Source organism: Nostocoides sp. F2B08 (genome assembly GCF_009184895.1).
Lineage (GTDB): Bacteria > Actinomycetota > Actinomycetes > Actinomycetales > Dermatophilaceae > F2B08.
This window is the reverse complement of the sequence record NZ_WESE01000017.1, coordinates 1-21,031: the sequence shown is the minus strand read 5'-3', so window position 1 is coordinate 21,031 and position 21,031 is coordinate 1. Positions and strand designations below refer to the sequence as shown.

Here is a 21,031-nt window from a genome sequence, read left to right as displayed (position 1 = left end):
TGAATGGCCCCGCAAGTTACTTCGGTTGAACAGGGCTCGATCGACTGTAACCTCGTCACGAGATGTTGGGGCCGCCCGCTGGACGAGCGGCCCCAACGTTGCATCCGTTGAATATGGCTCGCTTTCAGCTGCAGCCGGAGGTGCTGCCGCAGCCCTCGCAGACGTAGCAGGAGCCGGCGGGGCGCATCTTCGTCCCGCAGGTCATGCACATCGGGGCGTCCGCGGCCTTCTTGTCGCCGAACTTGGCGAGCAGGTCGGCCGAGGAGTGGATCTCCTCGGACACCTCTCGGGCCGAGGCCGCGCCGGCGCCGAAGTGGATCGTCGAGGCGTCGATGTCGTGCTTGTCGACGTCCGCTGCGGAGGCGGCCGCCTCGGCCTCACGGCGCTTGGTCGAGGCGCCGACACCCTGGCTGTACGCCTCGATCTCGTCCTCGATGGCCTCCTCGTCGGTCTCGTCGATCGACGGCGCGTAGGAGCCGGTCTCGAGCTGGCGAGCCCGCTCCTCCGCGGTGTGGATGCCCATGAAGGAGCGCGTCTCGAAGTCGAGGTGGTCCAGCGCCAGCCGGCGGAACACGTAGTCCATGAGGGACTGCGCCATCCGCACGTCCGGGTCATCGGTCATGCCGGCGGGCTCGAAGCGCATGTTCGTGAACTTCTCGACATAGGTCTCAAGCGGCACGCCGTACTGCAGCGCCACCGAGATCGCGATCGAGAACGCGTCCATCACACCGGCCAGAGTCGAGCCCTGCTTGCCGAACTTGAGGAAGATCTCGCCGAGCCGCTCGTCGTCGTAGGTCCCGGCGGTGAGGTATCCCTCGGCGCCACCGACGGCGAACGACGTCGTCTGGCTCTTGCGACGCTTCGGGAGACGCTCCCGAGTCGGCCGGTATACGACCTTCTCGACGACCTCCGGCTCGGCGGAGCCGGCCGCTGCAGCGGCGGAGCCGCCAGCAGATGCAGCGTCGGCCTTGGCGTCCTTCGCGGTCGAGCCGCCGTCGGAGAGCGGCTGGCCGACCTTGCAGTTGTCGCGGTAGACGGCCAGGGCCTTCAGACCCAGGCGCCAGCCCTCGATGTAGACCTCCTCGATGTCCTCGACGGTCGCCGTCTCCGGCAGGTTGACCGTCTTGGAGATCGCACCGGAGAGGAACGGCTGGACCGCCGCCATCATCCGCACGTGACCCATCGGCGAGATCGCCCGAGCACCCATTGCGGTGTCGAACACCTCGTAGTGCTCGGTCTTCAGACCCGGGGCGTCGATGACGTGCCCCTTGTCCGCGATGTACTCGACGATCGCCTCGATCGTCTCCTCCGCATACCCCAGCTTGCGCAGCGCACGCGGGATGGTGAGGTTGACGATCTGCATCGACCCGCCGCCGACGAGCTTCTTGAACTTCACGAGCGAGAAGTCCGGCTCGACACCGGTGGTGTCGCAGTCCATCATGAAGCCGATCGTGCCGGTCGGCGCGAGCACGCTCGCCTGCGCGTTGCGGTAGCCGTTCTTCTCACCGAGCTTGACGACGTCCTCCCAGGCCTTCGTCGCGTACCGGTGGATGTCCTTGTCCATCGTGTGCAGCGTGCGCACGGCGTCGTTGGCGGCCTGGTGCTTGCGCATGACCCGCTTGTGCGCGTCGGCGTTGCGCGCATACCCGGCGTAGGGGCCGACGACCGCGGCGAGCTCGGCCGACCGCTTGTAGGCGGCACCGGTGAGCAGCGAGGTGATGGTGGCCGCCAGGGCGCGGCCGCCCTCGCTGTCATAACCGTGGCCGGTCGCCATGAGCAGCGCACCGAGGTTCGCATAGCCGATCCCGAGCTGGCGGTAGTCGCGCGTCGTCGCACCGATGCTCTCGGTCGGGAAGTCGGCGAAGCAGATCGAGATGTCCATCGCCGTGATGACGAGCTCGGTCACCTTCTGGAAGGTCGCCGCGTCGAAGGTGTCGTCGTCGCGGAGGAACTTCAGCAGGTTGAGCGAGGCGAGGTTGCACGACGAGTTGTCGAGCGACATGTACTCCGAACAGGGGTTCGAGGCGGTGATCCGGCCCGTCTCCGGGTTGGTGTGCCAGTCGTTGATCGTGTCGTCGTACTGGATGCCCGGGTCGGCGCACTCCCACGCGGCCTTGGCGATCTTGCCCATGAGCTCGCGGGCGTCGACGGTCTCGATGACCTCACCGGTCATCCGGGCCCGCAGACCGAACTCGGCACCCTCCTCGACCGCGCGCATGAACTCGTCGGTGACCCGGACGCTGTTGTTCGCGTTCTGGTACTGGACACTGACGATGTCCTTGCCACCGAGGTCCATGTCGAAGCCGGCGTCGCGCAGCGCACGGATCTTGTCCTCCTCGCGCGCCTTGGTCTCGACGAACTCCTCGATGTCGGGGTGGTCGACGTCGAGGACGACCATCTTCGCCGCCCGGCGGGTCGCGCCACCGGACTTGATCGTGCCCGCTGAGGCGTCGGCACCACGCATGAAACTGACCGGACCACTGGCCGTCCCGCCGGAGGAGAGCAGCTCCTTGGACGAGCGGATCCGAGAGAGGTTCAGACCGGCGCCTGAGCCGCCCTTGAAGATGAACCCCTCCTCCTTGTACCAGTTGAGGATCGAGTCCATCGAGTCGTCGACCGAGAGGATGAAGCACGCGCTGACCTGCTGCGGGCTCTTGGTGCCGACGTTGAACCACACCGGCGAGTTGAAGCTGAAGACCTGGTGGAGCAGCGCATGGGTCAGCTCGTGCTCGAAGATCTCGGCGTCCTCGGGGCTGCCGAAGTAGCCGTGCTCCTTGCCGGCCGCCGTGTAGGTCAGCACGACCCGGTCGATGAGCTGCTTGAGGCTGCGCTCGCGCGCCTCGGTGCCGAGCGCCCCCCGGAAGTACTTCGTCGTGACGATCGTGGACGCGTTGACGCTCCAGAACTCCGGGAACTCCACGCCCCGCTGCTCGAAGATCGTCTCCCCCGTCTTCCAGTTCTGCTGCACGACGTCGCGCAGCTCCCAGGTCACCTCGTCGTAGGGGTGCACGCCGGGGGTCGTGTAGATGCGCTCGATCGTCACCCCCTTGGCGGACTTCTTCGCGCCGTTGCGGGACCGGGCTGTCTCGGTCATGCTGCTCTCCTGCTTCTTCTCGGATATTCGGTTTGTCGTGCTGTTGATGTCTGTATGCGTCAGTCGCCCGCCGCGGCCGGCTCCGGTTCGACGCCGGTCGCGTCGCGCTCGGCTCGCAGGAGGGTGATCGCCGCCTCGAAGTCCTCGAGGGAGTCGAAGGCCTGGTAGACGCTGGCGAACCTGAGGTAGGCGACCTCGTCGAGCTCGCGCAGCGGGTCGAGCACCGCCATCCCGACCTCGTGGGCATCGACTTCGGCGCTGCCCTGGGCCCGGATGGTCTCCTCGACACGCTGGGCGAGTAGGGCGAGCTGGTCCTCGGTGACCGGTCGGCCCTGGCATGCCTTGCGGACGCCCACGAGGACCTTGGATCGGCTGAACGGTTCGGAGGCGCCGGAGCGCTTGAGGACCGACAGGCTCGTCGTCTCGGTCGTGGTGAAGCGGCGGTTGCACTCCGGGCACTGGCGACGGCGGCGGATGCTCGACCCGTCGTCGGCGGTGCGCGAGTCAATGACACGGGAGTCGGTGTGGCGGCAGTACGGACAGTGCATCGCGCGCCTCCTCGCTCGTCTGGATCGCCCCGAATGTGGATAAGTCAGTGGTCAGGCTGTGTATGGCGCGTCACATGCTGTGGACAAGCGGTGCACAAGATGTGGGCGAACTACATTGGTGTAACCACTAGATCTAGGAATCTAGTCCCGAATGCACCACAAGAGCAAGGATGTGGGCGGGGAAACATCCGACCCGGCGTGTCGTCGGCGTGTCGAGCCCCTTCGCGGATGCGGCCCCAAGGGGCGATCCGTGCGCCTCGGTTGTCGCCTCGCCGCCCGAACCGCCGCTCCGACACCCGAACTGCGAGCTCGCCCGTGACATTGCAGGTGGAAGGTCGAACTTCGGGTGCAGTGCGTCGGTGGCGCGGCGGCAGGTGGAAGGTCGAACTTCCGGTGCGGGTGCAGCCGTCGCGATGCCGGCCCCACGAAAGCGGCGTCGCTGCCGTGGGAAACGACAGCGACGCCGCAAGGACTCGCAGGAGGTGAGACTGCGAGACCCGGACCTGAGTGGGGTCGAGACACTCAGGAGTCATGGGACAGGTGTGGGCCGGTGGGACGGTGGGACTCAGGAGGCGGGGATGACGATCACCTGGCCCGCGGTGACGTGCGTCGACGGGAGGTTGTTCGCCAGCTGGATGCGGGCCACCGCCTCGGCAGCGGGGAGGCCGGGCATCTCAGCCTGGGCGATCTGGGTCAGCGTCTGGCCCGGAAGGACCTCGACCGAGCCGAGTGGCCCCGGGGCGGCGCTCGCTCCCCCGAGGCCGAAAGCGACGCTCACGACGACGGCGACCACCGAGAGCGTGAACGCCAGACGCACCCACCGCGGCACCCACAGAACGGAGGGTCGCGCGCTGACCTGGCCGGCCGCTCCGTCGATCACGACGAACGTCGGGCGCACCGGCGCCGTGCGCGCCGGGAGAGTGTCCCATGCTGCTGCAGTCGACATCTGCTTCTCCTTCGTCTCGGTCCGATCGAACATGTGTGCGATCGAACACCTGTCCAATGTCTAGCACGTATGTTCGAAGACGCGCAAGACACGCTCGAACATATGTTTGGCACATATGTTCGGAACGCGTAGTCTCGTGCTCACGAGTAGGAGCCAACCAGGGACCACTGACAGTGCTTGCCCACCGAGCGCTGGTCACCCTGACGGGACGGGAAAGGACCCTCGATGAGCACATCCCGCGGACCCCGCAACGCCGGCCGCCCGACCGAGGACGAGGTTCGCGAGCAGCTCCGTCGCGCTGAGGAGATCGCCGCCGAGAGCGAGTTCGCCGACACGCCGGCCCGTGCCCAGGAGAGGGGTCACACCGACCGGGACGCGTCCGTCCACGAGCTTCCCGACCGCGAGGGAAGCGGTGGCCTGACCGCCCGCCAGCGCCGCATCCTCGAAGTCATCCGCAACTCGATCGACCGCCGCGGCTACCCGCCCGCTGTGCGCGAGATAGGCGAGGCGGTGGGGCTCAACTCCCCCAGCTCGGTCGCCCATCAGCTCACCCAGCTCGAACGCAAGGGCTACATCCGGCGCGACCCCATGCGCCCCCGAGCTCTCGAGGTCGTCGACCCCAACGCGCCCGACCTGGGCGGATATCGCGGACATGATCCCCACGCCCGACCTGCCGTCTCGGGGGCCGACCCCGACGCCACGGTCGACGAGACCGGCCTGCGCGACGACCGTCCCGAGGCGTCCTATGTGCCGGTGCTCGGTCAGATCGCCGCCGGCGTGCCGATCACCGCCGAGGAGGTCGTCGAGGACGTCTTCCCGCTCCCGCGTCAGATCGTCGGCGAGGGGTCGCTCTTCCTCCTCAAGGTCCAGGGGGACTCGATGGTCGACGCGGCGATCTGCGACGGCGACTGGGTCGTCGTGCGCCAGCAGCCGACCGCCGAGAACGGCGACATCGTCGCGGCGATGCTCGACAACGAGGCGACGGTCAAGACCTTCAAGCGTCGCGACGGCAAGGTCTGGCTGATGCCGCACAACCCCGACTACGAGCCCATCGACGGTGACCACGCCACGATCCTCGGACGGGTCACCGCCGTCCTTCGCCGGATCTAGCCCTCGGACTCACGCAAGGCCCTCGCGCTGGCCTCGGGCCTGAGGTCGAGTCGTCGCAACAACTGGGCGTTCAGGGCCACGACCACGGTGGAGGCGGACATCAGGAGCGCACCAACGGCCATCGGCATGACAAACCCGATCGGGGCCAGGATGCCGGCCGCGAGCGGAACCGCCGCCAGGTTGTAGCCGGCGGCCCACCAAAGGTTCTGCTTCATCTTGCGGTAGCCGGCGCGCGACAGCTGGATCACCGAGAGCACCGACCGCGGGTCGTCGCTGGCCAGGACGACTCCCGCCGATGCGATCGCCACGTCGGTTCCGGCGCCGATGGCGATGCCCACGTCCGCCTGGGCCAGTGCAGGAGCGTCGTTGACCCCGTCGCCCACCATGGCCACGACACGGCCCTCGTCCTGGAGGGCCTTGACCTTGTCCGCTTTGTTCTCCGGCCTCACACCGGCGAGCACGTCGTCGATCCCGAGATCCTGCGCAACCGCCCAGGCCACCGGCTCGGCGTCGCCGGTGATCATGACAACCTGGATCCCGAGCCGATGCAGCGTGTCGACCGCCTCGCGGGACTCCTCACGGACCTCGTCCGCGACGGCCAGTGCACCGACCACGGCTCCGTCACGGATCACGTGAAGGACAGTCGACCCCCGCTCACTCCACTCCTGCGCAACGGGCATCCGGTCCAGGCCTTCCTCCTCGAGCAGGTAGGGCCCTCCGACCCGGACGACGCTGCCGTCGACGGTCCCCGTGACCCCGACCGCCGGCGCGGAGCTGAAGTCGCTTGCCGCCGCATACCGCAGGTCGCGCTCCTGCGCGGTCCGCACGATCGCGCGTGCCAGCGGATGCTCACTGTCGCTTTCGACGGCCGCCGCGAGGGCGAGCACCTCGTCCCGGGAGATCCCGTCGGCCGATGCGATCTCGACCACCGCCGGCTCGCCCCTGGTCAGGGTCCCCGTCTTGTCGAAGAGCACGGTGTCCACGACCCGGGTCCGCTCCAGCGCCATCCGGTCCTTGATGAGCACGCCGCCCTTGGCCGCCCGCTCGGTGGTGATCGACACGACGAGAGGGATGGCCAGACCCAGGGCGTGCGGACAGGCGATCACGAGGACGGTGATCACGCGGATCAGTGCGGTGTCGGGGGTGGCGAGCGATAGCCACACGACCGCGGCGACGGCGGCGGCGACGATCGCGAACCAGAACAGCCAGCCGGCGGCCCGGTCGGCGAGCCTCTGCGCCCTGGTCGACGAGCTCTGCGCGTCCGCGACCATCCGCTGGATCCCGGCGAGTGCAGTGTCGTCACCGACCGCGGTGACCCGCACGCGCACGGCCGAGTCCGTGGCGACGGTCCCGGCGACAACGGTGTCCCCCACCGAGCGGCGCACCGTCTTCGACTCGCCGGTGATCATCGACTCGTCCACCGCCGCGGCGCCGTCGACGACCTCTCCATCAGCGGGCACTCTCGCACCGGGCCGCACGACGACCACGTCTCCCACCTCGAGGTCCGCCGGCGAGACGGTGACAGTGCGCTCCCCCTCGACCCTTTCGGTCTCGTCGGGGAGGAGCGCGGCGAGCGACTCGAGCGCGGACGAGGTCTGGGCGAGAGATCTCATCTCGATCCAGTGGCCGAGGAGCATGATGACGATGAGCAGTGCCAGCTCCCACCAGAAGTCGAGGTCGTGCGGCAGCAGACCGAGACTGGCGGCGAGCGATGCGACGAAGGCGACCGTGATGGCCATCCCGACGAGCAGCATCATCCCCGGCTTGCGCTGCCGAATCTCATCGACGGCGCCGGTATAGAAGGGTCGGCCGCCCCAGAGGTACATCACCGTGCCGAGGATCGGGCTCACCCACATCATGCCCGGCACGTCCGGCAAGGAGTATCCGAGCAGGTCCGCGAACATCGGGCTGGCCAGGGTCGTCGGGACCGCGAGCACCAGCATGATGCAGAACAGGCGTCGGAACATCGCGACGTGGTCCTGGCCCGTGTGATCGGAGTGCCCGACCGGTCCGCTGTGGCCGGCGTGGCGGCCGCGGCCCTCCTGTCCGCGACTGCCGTGCTCGGCCTGGTCGGACCGGCGTTCGCTCTCGTGCTCCGACCGCCCCTGATGGGTGGTGTTGTGCTCGGCTCGTGTGCTCATCGTCGCCGCCTCCTCGATCGGGATCCGAACTCCGTGTCGCGCTCGGGTCGGTGCATCACCAGCAAACATATACCCCCCGGGGGTATATGTCCAGGCGAAGTGCCCTCAGCGGGTAGCTTCGGTGAGGAACCCGATCACCCGCTCGGTCCAGCCGCTCGGGTCCGTGCGCAGGCCCGCCGTATGCGTCGCGCCCGGGACCTCCCACACCTCCACCGAGTCGGGAGAGGCAGCCCTGATCGACTCTGCAGCGAGCCCCTCGTCCGGGCGCTCCCCCGCGGTGATGAGGAGGATGGGGCGCGGCGCTGCAGCCGAGGCGGCCTCGCGTAGAGGCGGCGGCGGCGAGGCCGGGCTCAGCAGGTCGGCCACCGCGGTCTGGACGCGCTGGATGCCGAGAGTGACCGAGCCCCGCCAGCCGTATGCATCGACGAGCCACTCCATGTCTGCAGCCGTGCGCTTCATCGCACCCTCGGCGACGACGGCACGTATGCGGTGGTCCGCTCCCGCTGCGCCGATCGCCTCCTCGCCACCCATGGACAGGCCGACGACCGCGATCCGAGCGGGATCGACGTCCTCCTGCTCGGTCAGCCAGGTGACGGTGGCCGGCACGTCCTCCTCACCGAACCAGCCCCAGTCGTTGCCCCGGCCGCTGCTGTCCCCCTGACCGCGAGGGTCGAGGGCGAGCACTCCGAAGCCTGCCTCGGCCAGGACCGTCGCATGCCGACCCAGAGCTGCGCTCGAGCTGCCCGACCCGGGCACGAGCACGACCGCCGCTCCGGACGTGGACGGCGAGTACCACCCCGCGAGGCGTTCGTCGTCGACGGTGTCGACGGTGACGGCCCGCGCTCCCACCAGTTCTCCGGGCGCGGCTGCGGGCGGCTCGGCACGACCTGGAACCGCCACGCGCAGCGGGACCGCGAGGACGTAGACGACGAACACCGCGGCGAGCAGCAACGCCGGAACGGACAGCAGCCGCCACCACGAGGGCGTCGCTCGTGCGATCGCCACGCCCGCGGTCAGGGCCAGGGCACCACCGCATACCAGCGCCGCGAGACCGAGCAGCGCGACCGGGGTGACGCCGCCCTTGAGCAGATGGCCCAGGCCGATCCCGAGGCCCACGGCGAGGAGGATCAGCCCGACGACGAACCCTGCGCCGGCGCTCCCCAGTCGACGCAGAGAACTGGGCGGGGTTCCCACCCTCCAAGCATGCGCGTGCAGGGTGGGAGCGCGCTAGAGAGCGGCGTGTGCGCTTCGTCTCGGCCGAGACGCCTACGGCGCCAACAGTGCTGCGACGGCGTCGTACTGCCCGGCCGTGATGGCGAGCTCGCCACCGAGCACGACCACGCGTTGCGGGTTCAGACGGGTGATCTCCGCTGCGACACTGGCAGGAACGGTCCCGTCCGGGGGCAGCAGGAGGACGGGGGCGCCGTTCTGGCCGGCCACCGGAGCGACCGCCAGCGCGTCCGGGAACTTGCCGCCGGTGGCGAGGTAGACCGTCGCCGCGCCAGTCGGATAGGCGTACGTCGAGACCTCGACCGCCGTCTCGTAGGCGTTCTGGCCCCAGACCCGCTGAACAGAGCTCCCGGTCCCGCCGTCGGTGTAGCCGGCCAGCAGGGTGGCGACCGACTCGTCGACAGCCAGCGGGCCTCCCAGGAGGACGATGCGGGTCGGACTGAGGCGCGTCAGCTCGTCATGGCTGCCCGGCGGAATCCCGGTCGGTCCGACCAGGATGACGGGCGCCCCGTCGCGTGCGGCCACGGCACCGCCCGCGAGTGCGTCCGCGAAGTTCTGCCCCGTGGCCACGTAGACGACCGGCACGTCCGTTTGGAAGGCCCCTCCCGAGATGGCGGCCGCGGTGTCGTAGCGAGTCGCCCCCCAGATGCGAGTCACCGACTCCGGAGTCTGCTGCGTGGTGAACCCACGCAGTGACTCCTCGACCGCCTCACTCACCGCCAACGTCCCACCGAGGAGAACGATGTTCTGAGGGGCCAGCCGAAGGAGTTCCTGCTGCGTGGCCGCTGGGACGGAGTCGCGCCTCACGAGCAGAACGGGGGCGTTCGACAGCGTGGCGGCGGGTGCCGCGGCCAGGGCGTCCGGGAAGGTCTCACCCGTCGCGACGAAGACCGTGTCGGCTCCACTCGGGAAGGCGTTCTCGCTGATCGCCACGGCCGTCTCGTACGCGGTCTGGCCCCACAGCCGCTCCACGGTGGCCGTCACGGGCGGCGTCGTCGTCGTGTTCGTGGGCGTGGGAGTCGGTGTCGTCGTGGTCGTCACGGGAGGCGGCGGAACGACTCCGCCGTCGTCGCTGAAGTCGGCGGAGCAGTAGATGACGTGGGCGATATCCTGCCCGCTGCTGTGCCAGAAGACCTCTCCGGGGATGGGCCACCAGGTCAGGTCGTTCGTGGCCGGCGTCGACTCGTCCCCGACGGACTTGACGATGGTGACGAGCCAGTCCTCGAACTGGCCAGGGAAGGCCGGCATCGTGAAGGTCTGCCCACCGACGGTGGTCTTCAGACACTCACCGCCGTCGTAGTCGATCTCCTCGACCCAGCGCGACCAGTTGAACTGCGAGTCGTACTCGGGCAGATCGGGCAGGGTGAGAATCGCCTGCTCGTCATCGCCCGGGACCAGGGGGTTCGGGGCGGGTTCGGCGTATGCGGTGCTCGCCGGCACGAGCACGAGGGCCGCACCTGCACCCAGAGCGACGAGCGAGCGAGTGACGAACGAGCCCATACCGAATTCCTGACCAGATTGCCGAGACAGGCATCCGAACACGGCCACCGGGATGGGCGGACGATCACGACGCCTGTCCTCGCCACTATGCCCAGGGGTGCGGACCATGTCGACGGTCGCGGTCGGGATCGGTGGCGTTCTGGTCCGAACGACCGACCCCTTGGTGACGGGTGTGACTGGTGTGACGAACACAGTCGACCGGCGGCAGCGGCCGTCAGTCGTCGCGGTCTCCGAGCCACCCAAGGACCCGGCGCACGTCGTCCTGCCACTGGGCGTCGGCCCCGGCCTCCGCCCAGAGCTCGTATGCCTCGTTGTCGTGCGGTTGGAGGGCGCGGCGCAGGGCGCGGCGGGCGAGCTCGACGAGCTCGTTGTCGAGCCGCTCGGGGGGCACCTGGGCCGCCCACTCCGGGAGACCCGGCTCGCCGGCCGACTCGGTCGGGTTGAGCACGGCCCCGACGACTCCCGCCGCCGCCACGGCTTCGGTCACATCCGGTGCAATCAGATAGTCACCGGAGCGGACGACGTGCTCAAGTGGACGACCCAGTGCCCCGAGCCGTCCGGACCGCCCCGCCTCCTCGACCGCGGCGACGAAGTCCAGTGCCTCGTCGTTCTGGAACGGACCGGTTCCCCACGCTCCCATCGACGCACTCCTCAGCTCAGCCGGTGTGACGGCTCAACGCTATCGGTGCGGCCGCGCACCACGAAGCGTGGGTCGGCACACTCGAGGTGCAGTCGTCCCGGCCGGAGCACGGCTCAGGCGGGCTCGGCGATGACCACGTAGTTGGCGACACGGTGTCCGTCGCTGCGGAAGCCGTAGGCGTCGTCGCAGGTGATGATCGCGAGCCGACGGACCGACGAGTTGGCGCCCCACACGGTCTGGTCGACGGTGAGCTCGTCCTTGTCGACCACTCCTGCCCGGACCACTCGGAAGGTCTCGACGCCGTCATCACCGACGACCTGGACCTCGTCGCCGACGGCGACCTCCGAGAGCCGGTTGAAGACGTCCGCTCGCCCGTTCGCCACGACGTGGCCGGCGATGACCGAGGTGCCGACCGCGCCGGGTGCGACCCGGTCGTACCCCGTGAACCACATGACGGTGCGCGCCGGCGGATTGATCCTGCCGTCCCGCAGACCCTCGGCGTGCAGATCGGCGTCGAGGCCGATGTCGGGGATGCGCAACGCCGGACCGGTCTCCAGCGCGGTCGCGGGGGGTGCCGGCGGCTCGGCGGTGGCTGCGGGTCCGGTCGCCGTGGCGGTGCCGGGCGCGGCCGTCGTCGGCGTGGTGGCCGACGGTCCCGAGGTTGCACCGCTCTCAGGCGGCGATGCCGACGTCTCCGACGCTGACGTGGTGTCCGACGGGCCGGAACCCGCCGAGACGCCATCGGCGCCGCGCTGGAGCCCCACGAGGACCAGCGCGACGCCGATGACTGCGACGATCGCGCCCACGACGAGTGGGCGTCGCCGCATCAGTGCTCTGCGGACTGGCGACGCCGTCCCAGCACGAGGGCGGTGGCGCCGGCGAGAAGTGCGGCAGCACCGGCGAACAGGCCGACCTGGCTCATGTCACCACCGGCAGGACGGTCGGTCTCGACGACCGGGCCGGTCACGGGGGTGGTCGTCGTGGTGGTGCCGGTGGTGGTCGTCGACGTCCCCGTCGTGGTCGTCGTGGTGGACGTGGTCGTGGTCGACGTCACCGGCGTGGTCGGGGGGGTCGTCTCGGTCTCCACGTAGGCCGAGCACAGGATCACGTGGGAGATGTTCTTGCCGGAGTTGTGCTCGAGCTGCTCGCCCGGAACCGGCTCCCAGTAGAGGTCGTTGGTCATCCCATCGGTCGACGGGTCGGCGCCCGCCTTGACGACCGCGAGAAGCCACGGCGTGCTCTCCGAGTCGTAGTCGGGGACCTCGTAGACGGTCGGACCGTCACCCCGGTAGTCGGTCTTCTCACACGAGACACCCTCGAAGCCCAGCTCCACGAGCCAGTACTCCCAGTTCGCTTCGTTGTTGTACTCGGAATCATCACCGATGGAGACATCGACGAAGGGCTCGTCGATCGGGTTCGGGACGGTGGGGTCCGCGAGGGCGATGCTGACCGGGGCGAGGGTCAGGGCGGCGCCGAGACCGACGGCCGCGACGGAACGGGCAAGGGTGGAACGCATGGTGACCTCACAGGTGGTGGCAGGGCCCCGGCGTCGACGCTGACGGCCGGGAGGCATGGCGGGCACGCGCCTGGGGTGCTGCGCCGAGGGAACTATACGCCCAACCCGGGAGCGTCGAGACGGGGTTGTCCACTTCGCCACACGCCGGACTCACAGGCATCCTCCCAACGGCTGAGCCTCCCGATTGGAGGAGCACAATGCGGGTATGACGAGCGAGCAGACCGACGACCGACACACCGAGGACCGACGACGCATCTGGAACGAGCGCTACGGAGCCGCCGAGCGAGTGTGGAGCAGCGGTCCGAACGAGCATGTCGCGGAGATCGTCGGCTCAATGGCGCCCGGGACGGCCCTCGACCTCGGCGCGGGCGAGGGCCGCCACGCCATCTGGCTGGCGGAGAGCGGCTGGACCGCCACGGCGGTCGACTTCGCCGAGATCGGTCTCGACCGTGGCCGCCACGAGGCCGAGCAGCGCGGCCTCGGCGACCGGCTGACGTGGGTCACCGCCGACGTCACCACGTGGGCCCCCGCGGAGGGGACGGAGTACGACCTCGTGCTCGTCGCATACCTCCACCTGCCCGAGGACGTGTTCGGCCGTGCCGCCACCTGGGTGGCGCCCGGCGGGCACCTCGTCGTCGTCGGCCATGCCCTGCGCAACCTCACCGAGGGGGTCGGGGGACCGCAGGACCCAGCGATTCTGAACACGCCGGACCAGCTGCGCGAGAAGGCGCGGGGTCTGCAGATCCTGCGCTGCGAGGAGGTCGAGCGGACCACCACGGACGGCGCGACGGCGATCGACGTCGCGCTCGTCGCGCGCCGCCCCACCTGAGGCGCGAGGGCAGCGTCAGGCGCCGACCTCCTCGCGAATGCGTGCCGTGCGAAGGTAGGGGTAGAACTCCTCGACGTCGTCGAACCGCTCGCGGGCCTCGTCGGTCGGAACCGTCGGCGGCACGATGATCCGCTCACCGGCCCGCCAGTCGACCGGGGTGGAGACGGCGGACCGGTCGGTGGTCTGCAGGGCGTCCACCGCACGGAGGATCTCATCGAAGTTCCGGCCGACACTCTTGGGGTAGGTGATCGACAGTCGCACCTTCTTGGCGGGATCGATGACGAACACCGATCGCACCGAGGACGTGTCGCCCTCACCCGGGTGGATCATGTCGTAGAGACTCGCGACGGCCCGGTCCTCATCGGCGATGATCGGATACGTCACCGACGCCGAGGAGAAGGACTCGATCTGCGGGCGCCAGGCCTCATGGTCCTCGGTCGAGTCGACCGAGAGGGCGATCGGCTTGACGCCGCGCCGGTCCCACTCGTCCTTGAGCTGGGCGACCCGACCGAGCTCGGTCGTGCAGACAGGGGTGAAGTCGGCCGGGTGGCTGAAGAGGACGACCCAGCTGTCCCCCGCCCACGCGTGGAAGGAGATCTCGCCGGCCGTCGAGCGGGCGATGAAGTCAGGGGCGATGTCGCCAAGGTGGAGTGCCATGTCCGCCACTGTGCCGCAGCCGTCGGAGGGACCGAGTTGAATGTCCAGCATAAGGACACCACCATGATGCAATAACGTGAGTTTATGTATCGAGCAGCTCGCAGAGCGTCTCGAGCGACTCGCTCAGGTCCGCACTGACCCGGACGGTCGCGAGCTCCTCTCCCCTGGCCAGATGTCGGGTGAGGATCAGGACGGGTATGCGTCGGGCGGCTGCCCGACGCACGAACCGCAGGCCGCTCATCACCGCGAGTGAGCTGCCCAGGACGAGCAGCGCCCCCGCGCGCTCGGTGAGGTCGTAGCAGTGGTCGACCCGCTCGCGGGGAACCGACTCGCCGAAGAAGACGACATCCGGCTTGAGGGTGTCCGAGCCGCACGCCAGGCACAGCGGCGCGACGAACCGGGCCACGTCGACCTCCTCGAGCGAGACGTCTCCGTCCGGACGGATCTCCTCGCCGTCGACGACGAAGCCGGGGTTGTCGTCGTGCATCCGCCGGTCGAGGTCGATCCGGCGGCTGCGGTCGCCGCAGGTGAGACAGACGACGTCGGCCAGCGCCCCGTGCAGCTCGGTGACCTCGCGGGTCGCGGCGGCCTGGTGCAGGCCGTCGACGTTCTGGGTGATGACCGCTCCGACCAGGCCGGCGCTCTGCAGCCTGGTGACCGCGTGGTGACCGGCGTTCGGCCCCGCCTGGGTGAAGCGCTGCCACCCGACGAAGGACCGGGCCCAATAGCGCCGGCGGGCCTCGCCGCTGCCGACGAACTCACCGAACTGCATCGGTGTGACGCGACGCGTGCCATCAGGGCCGCGGTAGTCCGGGATGCCCGAGTCCGTCGACATCCCCGCACCCGTGAGCACCAGCGCCGGCCTGGTCGCGACGATGTCGGCCATCGCGCGCAGCCCGACCTCGGCCGGAGCGAGGGCGGCTGGCGAGGACACGCCCCCAGTATGCGGTGACGTGCGAGCGCGAGGCGCGCGGCGCATACACTCACCGCTTGTGAACCTGCTCGACGTCGGGCTCGTCGTCATCGGCCTCGTCTGCCTCGTCGCCGGCGGTGAGGGCCTCGTGCGCGGCGCCTCGGCGATCGCCCGCCGCCTGGGGATGTCCCCCCTCGTCGTGGGGCTGACCATCGTCGCGGTCGCCACCTCCTCCCCCGAGCTCGCCGTCACGACCGGAGCGGTGCTGCGGGGCCAGCCCGAACTCGCCGTGGGCAACGTCGTCGGAAGCAACATCGCCAACGTCCTGCTCATCCTGGGAGCCTCGGCCCTGATCCTGCCGCTCGTGGCCCGGCGGCGCCTGGTCCGCTTCGACGTTCCGGTCATGGTCGTGGCCTCGGTGCTGCTGCTCGTCCTGGCCCTCGACGGCCTGATCTCGACGTGGGAAGGGCTGCTGCTCCTCGCGCTGTTCGTCGGCCACACCGCCTGGTCGGTCGTGACGGGCCGCGGCGAGAGCTCGAGTGACGAGGAGAGGGCCGAGGAGATCCCCGGCATAGGGCGCGCCGTCGTCTTCGTCGTGGTCGGGGTCGGGCTCCTCGTCGCCGGTGCCCAGTGGCTGGTCAGCGGCGCCAGCTCGATCGCCTCCGCGCTCGGCCTGAGCGACCTCGTCATCGGCCTCACGGTCGTCGCGATCGGCACCTCCCTGCCCGAGCTCGCGACGTCGCTCATCGCCGTGCGCCAGGGTGAGCGCGACCTCGCCATCGGCAACGTCGTCGGCAGCAACATCGCCAACATCGGTCTCGTCCTCGGCCTGCCCTCGATCATCACGAGCCCCGGAATCCCGGTTCCCCAGGCCGCCATCGCCCTCGACATCCCGCTCATGATCGCGGCGGCCATCGCCCTGCTGCCGGTGGCCTTCACCGGGTTCGTCATCGAGAGGTGGGAAGGCGGGCTGTTCCTCGCCCTGTACGTGTCCTACGTCGTCTACCTCGTGCTCTGGGCGACCGAGCACGACGCGCTGGGCGGCTTCACCGTCGTGATGACGGCGTTCGTGCTCCCGATCGTCGCGCTCACCCTCATCCTCCTCGTCGCCTACGAGATCGGGTTGCGCCGCGGCCGGGCCCAGATGCGCGACGCGATCCGCGGGCGCCGACCCGGCTGACACGGGCAGGCTGACCCTCCTCGGACGGTGGTGACGGGTCCGGTCCGAACGGCCGGCCGCCGCATACCTCACCCTGCATGTCTCACAGCAGGGTGATGACCTGCACCACCACGATCTTGACGACCATCGCGACCGGGTAGACGAGGGCGTAGCCCAGAGCGACCCGTGGATCGAAGCCGGTGGACTCGTTGGCGTGGGCGAGGATGGCCGGCTGGGTCTGCGAGCCGGCGATCACTCCGGCGACGCGCGGGCCGCTTTGGGCGAGCACTCGTCGGCCGACGACGAGCAGGACGACCGCGTGCGCCGTCGTGAGCACCAGACCGACGATGACGAGCTCGACCCCGAGTGGGCTCGAGATGGCGTCGAGGAACGCCGACCCCGCCCGGCCACCGGCATAGGCGAGGAACAGGAGAAGGCCGAGCTGGGTGAGCGTCTCGGCGGCCTGATGCGGGAGCGTCCACACGATGGGACCGGTGCGCTGCAACCGGCCGAGCACGAGACCGACGAGCAGTGGCCCGGCGGCCTGGCCCAGCTCGAGCGTTCCGAGGCCCGGGACGAAGAACGGCACCGCGCCGAGCAGGAGGCCCAGGGCCATCCCGATCGCCAGACCGAGAGGGTTGATGTCGGAGGTGCTGTGGTCGCTGTCGCCGAGGTAGTCGGCGACCTGCGGCATGTGCTGACGCGGGGCCGCCACCCGGATGCGGTCACCGGCCTGAAGGACGAAGTCGTCGGTCGCGAGGAAGTCCTGGTCCGCACGGCGAACCCGGGTGGCGCGCGCCCCGAAGCGCTCGAACAGGTGCAGGTCGGCCACCGAGTGGCCGAAGAACTTGCGCTGGGAGAGCACGATCCGCCGGAAGTCGAGCTCGGTACGGTCCAGCTCGAGCCGCTGGTCGCTCGGGCGGCCGAGCTGCTTGGTGAGGTGAGCCAGGGCGGCCTCCGGACCGATCGCGAGGACGAGGTCTCCGGGCTCCAGCACCGTCGTGCCCTCGGCGATGCGGACCACACCGTCGGCCCCGCGATGCCGCGAGACGATGACCCGACCGTGCGGGGTGAGCGTCAGCTCGGCGACGCTGAGGGCGTTGTCCCGGGTCACCTCGATCGTCGCGGTCGCCACCGCCGGTGGCGTGGCCCGGTCGTCCGCCGTCGGGTGGCGCTCGCCGCTGCGCAGCGCGAGGACGGCCGCGCCGAGCATGACGAGCACGCCGCCGAGATAGCTGATCGAGTATGCGACGGTCGGCTCGGGTGCACCGTCGAGACGGATGACCGCGGCGGCCAGGGCGGGAGTGTTGGTGCCCGAGCCGGCATAGACGCCCGCGATCGTGCCGACGTCGAAACCGAACGCCTGCCCGAGAGCGAAGGCGAGTACACCGAGCCCGACCAGTGTCGTCGCCACAAGGGTGATGGGCTTGAGCCCGGTGCGCAACGAGGCGAAGAACGACGGACCGGCGGTGATGCCGATCGCGTAGGCGAAGACGGCGAGCCCGAAGGTCCCGAGCGCCTCGGGGAGGGCGAGCCGCTCGTCGTAGGCGGAGAAGGCCAGGGCGGTGAAGAGGACGGCCGCCGGCCCGAGTGAGAAGCCGCGGACCCGGACGGCTCCGAAGGCGGTCCCGACGGCGAGGAGGACGAACAGCAGCAGGATCGGGCGCTCGGCGAGTAGACCGTCCACGGGCCCCACGCTACGCCGTGCGGGGCCGGCGCAGGCTCGGCCACCCCCGCAAGAGCATCCGTCACATCGTGTTGGGCCTATGGCACGCGGGATAACGGAACGTTATATGATGAGGTCATGATCGACGCCGCCGGCCTGAGAGTCATGAAGGCCATCCAGGACGAGGGCAGCTTCACCGCCGCCGCGGTGTCCCTCGGGTACACCCAGCCCGCGATCTCCCAGATGGTGCGGCGCCTCGAGCAGCGCACCGGCACCGTCCTCGTCGAGCGCCTCGGCCGGTCGGTCAGACTCACCGAGGCAGGCCAGGTGCTGGCCCGGCACGCCTCCACCGTGCTCGCCGCGCTCGACGCAGCCGAGGAGGAGGTCGCCGCCATCGCCGGGCTGCGCTCCGGCAGGGTCCGCCTGATGGCGTTCCCGTCGTCGTCGGCCACCGTCGTGCCCCATGCCCTCGCCCTCGTCAAACGCCGCTATCCGGACGTCGTCGTGACCTTCACCGAGGCCGAGCCGCCCGAGTCGCTTGCCGCCCTGAAGGCTGGCGAGTGCGACCTCGCGGTGGCGTTCTCCTACGAAGGCATCGACCTGTCCGAGATCCAGGAGGACCTCGACTCCCTCGTCGTCACCAAGCTCCTCGACGACGAGGTGCGCCTCGCCCTGCCAGACGGTCACCCTCTTGCCGACCAGGACACCGCCGAACTCGGCGCACTCGCCGATGAGCCATGGATCGCGGGCTGCCCGAAGTGCCGGGGCCACCTCGTGCACCTCGCCCGCGAGGCCGGGTTCGCACCGAACGTCGCCTTCGAGACCGAGGACTACGTCGCGGTGCAGGGCCTGGTCGCCGAGGGTCTCGGCGTCGCCCTCATCCCCGACCTCATTCTCCGCACCACCCATCACCCGTCCGTGCGGGCACTGCAGGTCAGCCCGAGCTCGCGGCGCGAGATCTTCGCTGTCACGACCCCGGACCTCGCCAGGGTGCCCGCGGTGCAGGCGACGATCGAGGCGCTGGTCGAGGCGGCCGAGGTGCACGGCTGAGGCGAGCACCGCATACGGGAGGCGTGCGGTCTGTTCGGGTGTCGCTCAGGTCGTGTCGCTCAGCCCTTCTGGACTGGGATCTTCGCCGCCTCCGTCGGCTTCTCGGTCAGCGGCACGCGGACCTCGAGAATGCCGTCCTTGTAGGTGGCCGCGATATCGGACTCGACGGTTCCCGCGGGAAGCGTCAGGTGACGCTCCAGACGGCCGTAGTGGAACTCCGATCGGAAGCCGTCCGGCTTGTCCTCCTCGGTGCGCTCCTCCCGGTCAGCCGTGATGTGGAGCATCCCGTCGGCGACGGTCAGCTCCACATCCTCGTCGGGGTCGAGACCGGGCAGCTCGGCCCGGAGCACCCACGAGTCGTCGTCGACGTACTCCTCGACCTTCATCAGAGCGGTCCCGAACCCGCGGAACATGTCGCGGACCATCTGCTCGAAGCGGTCCTCGGTGGGCCACCACTCGAAGGGTCGCACGGCACGCGACTCGCGCTTGACGAGACTCATCTGTCCCTCCTTCGCCCGGAGGGCTGGCCCGACTCTGGGGAGTCGGTGGGAACCAGACCCCTCCACCTTCCGGTGTACTCCTCCACGGCCCGGACCGGAAGGGGTCGGACGCCGTGGTGGCGGACCTCACGTGGCCAGAGGCGACCGGCCCGGGCCACCACGCTCAGCGGTCGACGGCGCTCAGACCGGGTTGTCGGCGAGCCGGCGCCGTATCTCGCGGCGGGCGATGACCATCTTGTGCACCTCGTCGGGGCCGTCGGCGAGCCGGAGGGTGCGCTGACCGGCGTACATCTCGGCGAGCGGGAAGTCCTGCGAGACTCCCGCACCGCCGTGGACCTGGATGGCGCGGTCGAGCACCTTGAGCGCGACGTTCGGCGCGACGACCTTGATCGCGGCGATCTCGGTGCGGGCACCCTTGTTGCCGACCGTATCCATGAGCCAGGCGGCCTTCATGGTGAGCAGACGCGCCATGTCGATCTCGATCCGAGACTCGGCGATCCAGTCCTGGACGTTCGAACGCTGCGCGACCGGCTGGCCGAAGGTGACCCGGCGGGCCGCCCGGTCGATCATCAGGTCGAGTGCGCGCTCGGCGGCGCCGATCGAACGCATGCAGTGGTGGATGCGGCCCGGCCCGAGCCGGGCCTGGCTGATCATGAAGCCGTCGCCCTCGCCGGCGAGCAGCGCGGTGGCCGGCACGCGGACGTCGTCGAAGTCGACCTCCGCGTGACCCTCCCGGTCGGCGTAGCCGAAGACCGTCAGGTTGCGCAGAACCGTGACGCCGGGGGTGTCGAGCGGCACGACCATCATCGACTGCTGCCGGTGCTTCTCGGCCTCGGGATCGGTCTTGCCCATGACGATGAGGACCTTGCAGTTGGGGTGCATCGCGTTCGAGGTCCACCACTTGCGACCGTTGAGGACGTACTCGTCGCCGTCGCGGCGCATCGTCATCTCGATGTTCGTCGCGTCCGAGCTCGCGACCCGCGGCTCGGTCATGGCGAACGCGGAGGCGATCTCGCCGGCGAGGAGCGGCTTGAGCCAGCGCTCCTTGTGCTCGTCGGTGCCGAAGTGGGTCAGCACCTCCATGTTGCCGGTGTCGGGCGCGTTGCAGTTGAAGACCTCCGAAGCCCACTGGACCCGCCCCATGATCTCGGCGAGCGGTGCGTACTCGGCGTTCTTCAGGCCCGGTCCCCACTGCGGGTCGGGGTGGAAGAGGTTCCAGAGCCCGGCGTCGCGGGCCTTGACCTTGAGCTCCTCGAGAATCGCCGGCTGGTGGTGCGGGCCGTCCGCCTGTGCCATCTGCACGTGGTAGGTCGACTCGTTCGGGTAGATGTGCTCGTCCATGAAGGCCTGCACGCGAGCCTGGTAGTCCTTGCAGCGGTCCGTGAGCTCGAAGTCCATGAGGCTCACCCTAGACGCTATGAGGTGACCGGCCTGGTGGGCTGGTTGCGGGCCGGGGCCCCGCGCACAGATGCTCGTGGGTTACCGAGCAGGGGCCGCCTGCTCGGCCTATCCGACAGATGTGGGAGGCCCCG

Annotated in this window: 18 protein-coding genes; 4 read left to right on the top strand and 14 right to left on the bottom strand. The window is 69.7% G+C overall.

The genetic code is table 11. The annotated features are described in order from the left end of the window. Positions 1–124: 124 nt before the first annotated feature. The 3 genes from GA707_RS20000 to GA707_RS19990 all read right to left on the bottom strand — a co-directional run bounded on the left by GA707_RS20000 (position 125) and on the right by GA707_RS19990 (position 4,588). Complete coding sequence (locus tag GA707_RS20000; protein WP_152180213.1) at positions 125–3,094, bottom strand: vitamin B12-dependent ribonucleotide reductase; 2,970 nt, start codon at positions 3,092–3,094, stop codon at positions 125–127. Positions 3,095–3,153: 59 nt separating this feature from the next. Then, positions 3,154–3,642, bottom strand: a complete 489-nt coding sequence (gene nrdR / locus GA707_RS19995) for a transcriptional regulator NrdR (protein ID WP_152180212.1) — start codon at positions 3,640–3,642, stop codon at positions 3,154–3,156. A gap of 565 nt (positions 3,643–4,207) precedes the next feature. Beyond that, a complete protein-coding gene (locus tag GA707_RS19990; RefSeq protein WP_152180211.1) occupies positions 4,208–4,588 on the bottom strand; it encodes a LysM peptidoglycan-binding domain-containing protein in 381 nt (126 codons plus the stop codon). Positions 4,589–4,813: 225 nt separating this feature from the next. Between GA707_RS19990 and lexA the strand changes: the two genes are divergently transcribed. Further along, the gene (gene lexA / locus GA707_RS19985; protein WP_193315460.1) at positions 4,814–5,698 is read left to right on the top strand and encodes a transcriptional repressor LexA; all 885 of its coding nucleotides are present in this window, start codon (positions 4,814–4,816) and stop codon (positions 5,696–5,698) included. Here lexA and GA707_RS19980 read toward each other — a convergent pair. From GA707_RS19980 to GA707_RS19955, 6 genes are all read right to left on the bottom strand, one after another. After that, positions 5,695–7,839 carry a heavy metal translocating P-type ATPase gene (locus GA707_RS19980; protein WP_152180210.1) on the bottom strand — a complete coding sequence of 715 codons (2,145 nt, stop codon included), beginning with the start codon at positions 7,837–7,839 and terminating at the stop codon, positions 5,695–5,697. The genes lexA and GA707_RS19980 overlap by 4 nt on opposite strands. Positions 7,840–7,944: 105 nt before the next feature. Then, complete coding sequence (locus tag GA707_RS19975) at positions 7,945–9,033, bottom strand: alpha/beta hydrolase (RefSeq protein ID WP_193315459.1); 1,089 nt, start codon at positions 9,031–9,033, stop codon at positions 7,945–7,947. 72 nt (positions 9,034–9,105) lie between these two features. Further along, positions 9,106–10,569 carry a cell wall-binding repeat-containing protein gene (locus GA707_RS19970; RefSeq protein WP_193315458.1) on the bottom strand — a complete coding sequence of 488 codons (1,464 nt, stop codon included), beginning with the start codon at positions 10,567–10,569 and terminating at the stop codon, positions 9,106–9,108. Positions 10,570–10,783: 214 nt separating this feature from the next. Then, entirely contained in the window at positions 10,784–11,209 is a 426-nt protein-coding gene (locus GA707_RS19965) for a DUF4259 domain-containing protein (protein ID WP_152180207.1), read from the bottom strand. Positions 11,210–11,322: 113 nt separating this feature from the next. Then, complete coding sequence (locus tag GA707_RS19960) at positions 11,323–12,036, bottom strand: class F sortase (protein ID WP_152180206.1); 714 nt, start codon at positions 12,034–12,036, stop codon at positions 11,323–11,325. Further along, positions 12,036–12,725 carry a hypothetical protein gene (locus GA707_RS19955; protein ID WP_152180205.1) on the bottom strand — a complete coding sequence of 230 codons (690 nt, stop codon included), beginning with the start codon at positions 12,723–12,725 and terminating at the stop codon, positions 12,036–12,038. Before GA707_RS19955 ends, GA707_RS19960 begins: the two co-directional genes overlap by 1 nt. A 205-nt stretch (positions 12,726–12,930) precedes the next feature. Between GA707_RS19955 and GA707_RS19950 the strand changes: the two genes are divergently transcribed. Then, positions 12,931–13,554 carry a bifunctional 2-polyprenyl-6-hydroxyphenol methylase/3-demethylubiquinol 3-O-methyltransferase UbiG gene (locus tag GA707_RS19950; RefSeq protein ID WP_152180204.1) on the top strand — a complete coding sequence of 208 codons (624 nt, stop codon included), beginning with the start codon at positions 12,931–12,933 and terminating at the stop codon, positions 13,552–13,554. 15 nt (positions 13,555–13,569) lie between these two features. Here the strand turns inward: GA707_RS19950 and GA707_RS19945 are convergent, their stop codons facing one another. Both GA707_RS19945 and GA707_RS19940 read right to left on the bottom strand, forming a co-directional pair. Continuing rightward, positions 13,570–14,211, bottom strand: a complete 642-nt coding sequence (locus GA707_RS19945) for a peroxiredoxin (protein WP_152180203.1) — start codon at positions 14,209–14,211, stop codon at positions 13,570–13,572. A gap of 82 nt (positions 14,212–14,293) precedes the next feature. Next, positions 14,294–15,145: an NAD-dependent protein deacetylase gene (locus tag GA707_RS19940; RefSeq protein ID WP_304650390.1), complete on the bottom strand. Its 852-nt coding sequence runs from the start codon at positions 15,143–15,145 to the stop codon at positions 14,294–14,296. A 58-nt stretch (positions 15,146–15,203) separates the two neighbouring features. On the opposite strand from GA707_RS19940, the gene GA707_RS19935 reads away from it, so the two are divergent. Next, positions 15,204–16,304 carry a calcium/sodium antiporter gene (locus GA707_RS19935; protein ID WP_152180202.1) on the top strand — a complete coding sequence of 367 codons (1,101 nt, stop codon included), beginning with the start codon at positions 15,204–15,206 and terminating at the stop codon, positions 16,302–16,304. Between the two features lie 82 nt (positions 16,305–16,386). Here GA707_RS19935 and GA707_RS19930 read toward each other — a convergent pair whose 3' ends face one another. Beyond that, the gene (locus GA707_RS19930) at positions 16,387–17,970 is read right to left on the bottom strand and encodes an aspartate:alanine exchanger family transporter (protein WP_152180201.1); all 1,584 of its coding nucleotides are present in this window, start codon (positions 17,968–17,970) and stop codon (positions 16,387–16,389) included. A gap of 117 nt (positions 17,971–18,087) precedes the next feature. Here GA707_RS19930 and GA707_RS19925 point away from each other — a divergent pair, with 117 nt between their 5' ends. Continuing rightward, the gene (locus GA707_RS19925) at positions 18,088–18,999 is read left to right on the top strand and encodes a LysR family transcriptional regulator (RefSeq protein WP_152180200.1); all 912 of its coding nucleotides are present in this window, start codon (positions 18,088–18,090) and stop codon (positions 18,997–18,999) included. Positions 19,000–19,058: 59 nt separating this feature from the next. Here GA707_RS19925 and GA707_RS19920 read toward each other — a convergent pair whose 3' ends face one another. Further along, positions 19,059–19,499: an Hsp20/alpha crystallin family protein gene (locus GA707_RS19920; protein ID WP_226963995.1), complete on the bottom strand. Its 441-nt coding sequence runs from the start codon at positions 19,497–19,499 to the stop codon at positions 19,059–19,061. 180 nt (positions 19,500–19,679) lie between these two features. Continuing rightward, positions 19,680–20,897, bottom strand: coding sequence for an acyl-CoA dehydrogenase family protein (locus tag GA707_RS19915; RefSeq protein ID WP_152180199.1), 1,218 nt, complete (start codon positions 20,895–20,897; stop codon positions 19,680–19,682). Positions 20,898–21,031 lie beyond the last annotated feature (134 nt).

Excerpts from the sequence above, each read along its gene's own strand:
- GA707_RS19990 (WP_152180211.1), bottom strand. The coding sequence starts at position 4,588 with ATGTCGACTGCAGCAGCATGGGACACTCTCCCGGCGCGCACGGCGCCG.
- GA707_RS19920 (WP_226963995.1), bottom strand. The coding sequence starts at position 19,499 with ATGAGTCTCGTCAAGCGCGAGTCGCGTGCCGTGCGACCCTTCGAGTGG.
- lexA (WP_193315460.1), top strand. The coding sequence starts at position 4,814 with ATGAGCACATCCCGCGGACCCCGCAACGCCGGCCGCCCGACCGAGGAC.
- GA707_RS19945 (WP_152180203.1), bottom strand. The coding sequence starts at position 14,211 with ATGGCACTCCACCTTGGCGACATCGCCCCTGACTTCATCGCCCGCTCG.
- GA707_RS20000 (WP_152180213.1), bottom strand. The coding sequence starts at position 3,094 with ATGACCGAGACAGCCCGGTCCCGCAACGGCGCGAAGAAGTCCGCCAAG.
- GA707_RS19965 (WP_152180207.1), bottom strand. The coding sequence starts at position 11,209 with ATGGGAGCGTGGGGAACCGGTCCGTTCCAGAACGACGAGGCACTGGAC.
- GA707_RS19980 (WP_152180210.1), bottom strand. The coding sequence starts at position 7,839 with ATGAGCACACGAGCCGAGCACAACACCACCCATCAGGGGCGGTCGGAG.
- GA707_RS19960 (WP_152180206.1), bottom strand. The coding sequence starts at position 12,036 with ATGCGGCGACGCCCACTCGTCGTGGGCGCGATCGTCGCAGTCATCGGC.
- GA707_RS19955 (WP_152180205.1), bottom strand. The coding sequence starts at position 12,725 with ATGCGTTCCACCCTTGCCCGTTCCGTCGCGGCCGTCGGTCTCGGCGCC.
- GA707_RS19925 (WP_152180200.1), top strand. The coding sequence starts at position 18,088 with ATGATCGACGCCGCCGGCCTGAGAGTCATGAAGGCCATCCAGGACGAG.
- nrdR (WP_152180212.1), bottom strand. The coding sequence starts at position 3,642 with ATGCACTGTCCGTACTGCCGCCACACCGACTCCCGTGTCATTGACTCG.
- GA707_RS19915 (WP_152180199.1), bottom strand. The coding sequence starts at position 20,897 with ATGGACTTCGAGCTCACGGACCGCTGCAAGGACTACCAGGCTCGCGTG.
- GA707_RS19950 (WP_152180204.1), top strand. The coding sequence starts at position 12,931 with ATGACGAGCGAGCAGACCGACGACCGACACACCGAGGACCGACGACGC.
- GA707_RS19970 (WP_193315458.1), bottom strand. The coding sequence starts at position 10,569 with ATGGGCTCGTTCGTCACTCGCTCGCTCGTCGCTCTGGGTGCAGGTGCG.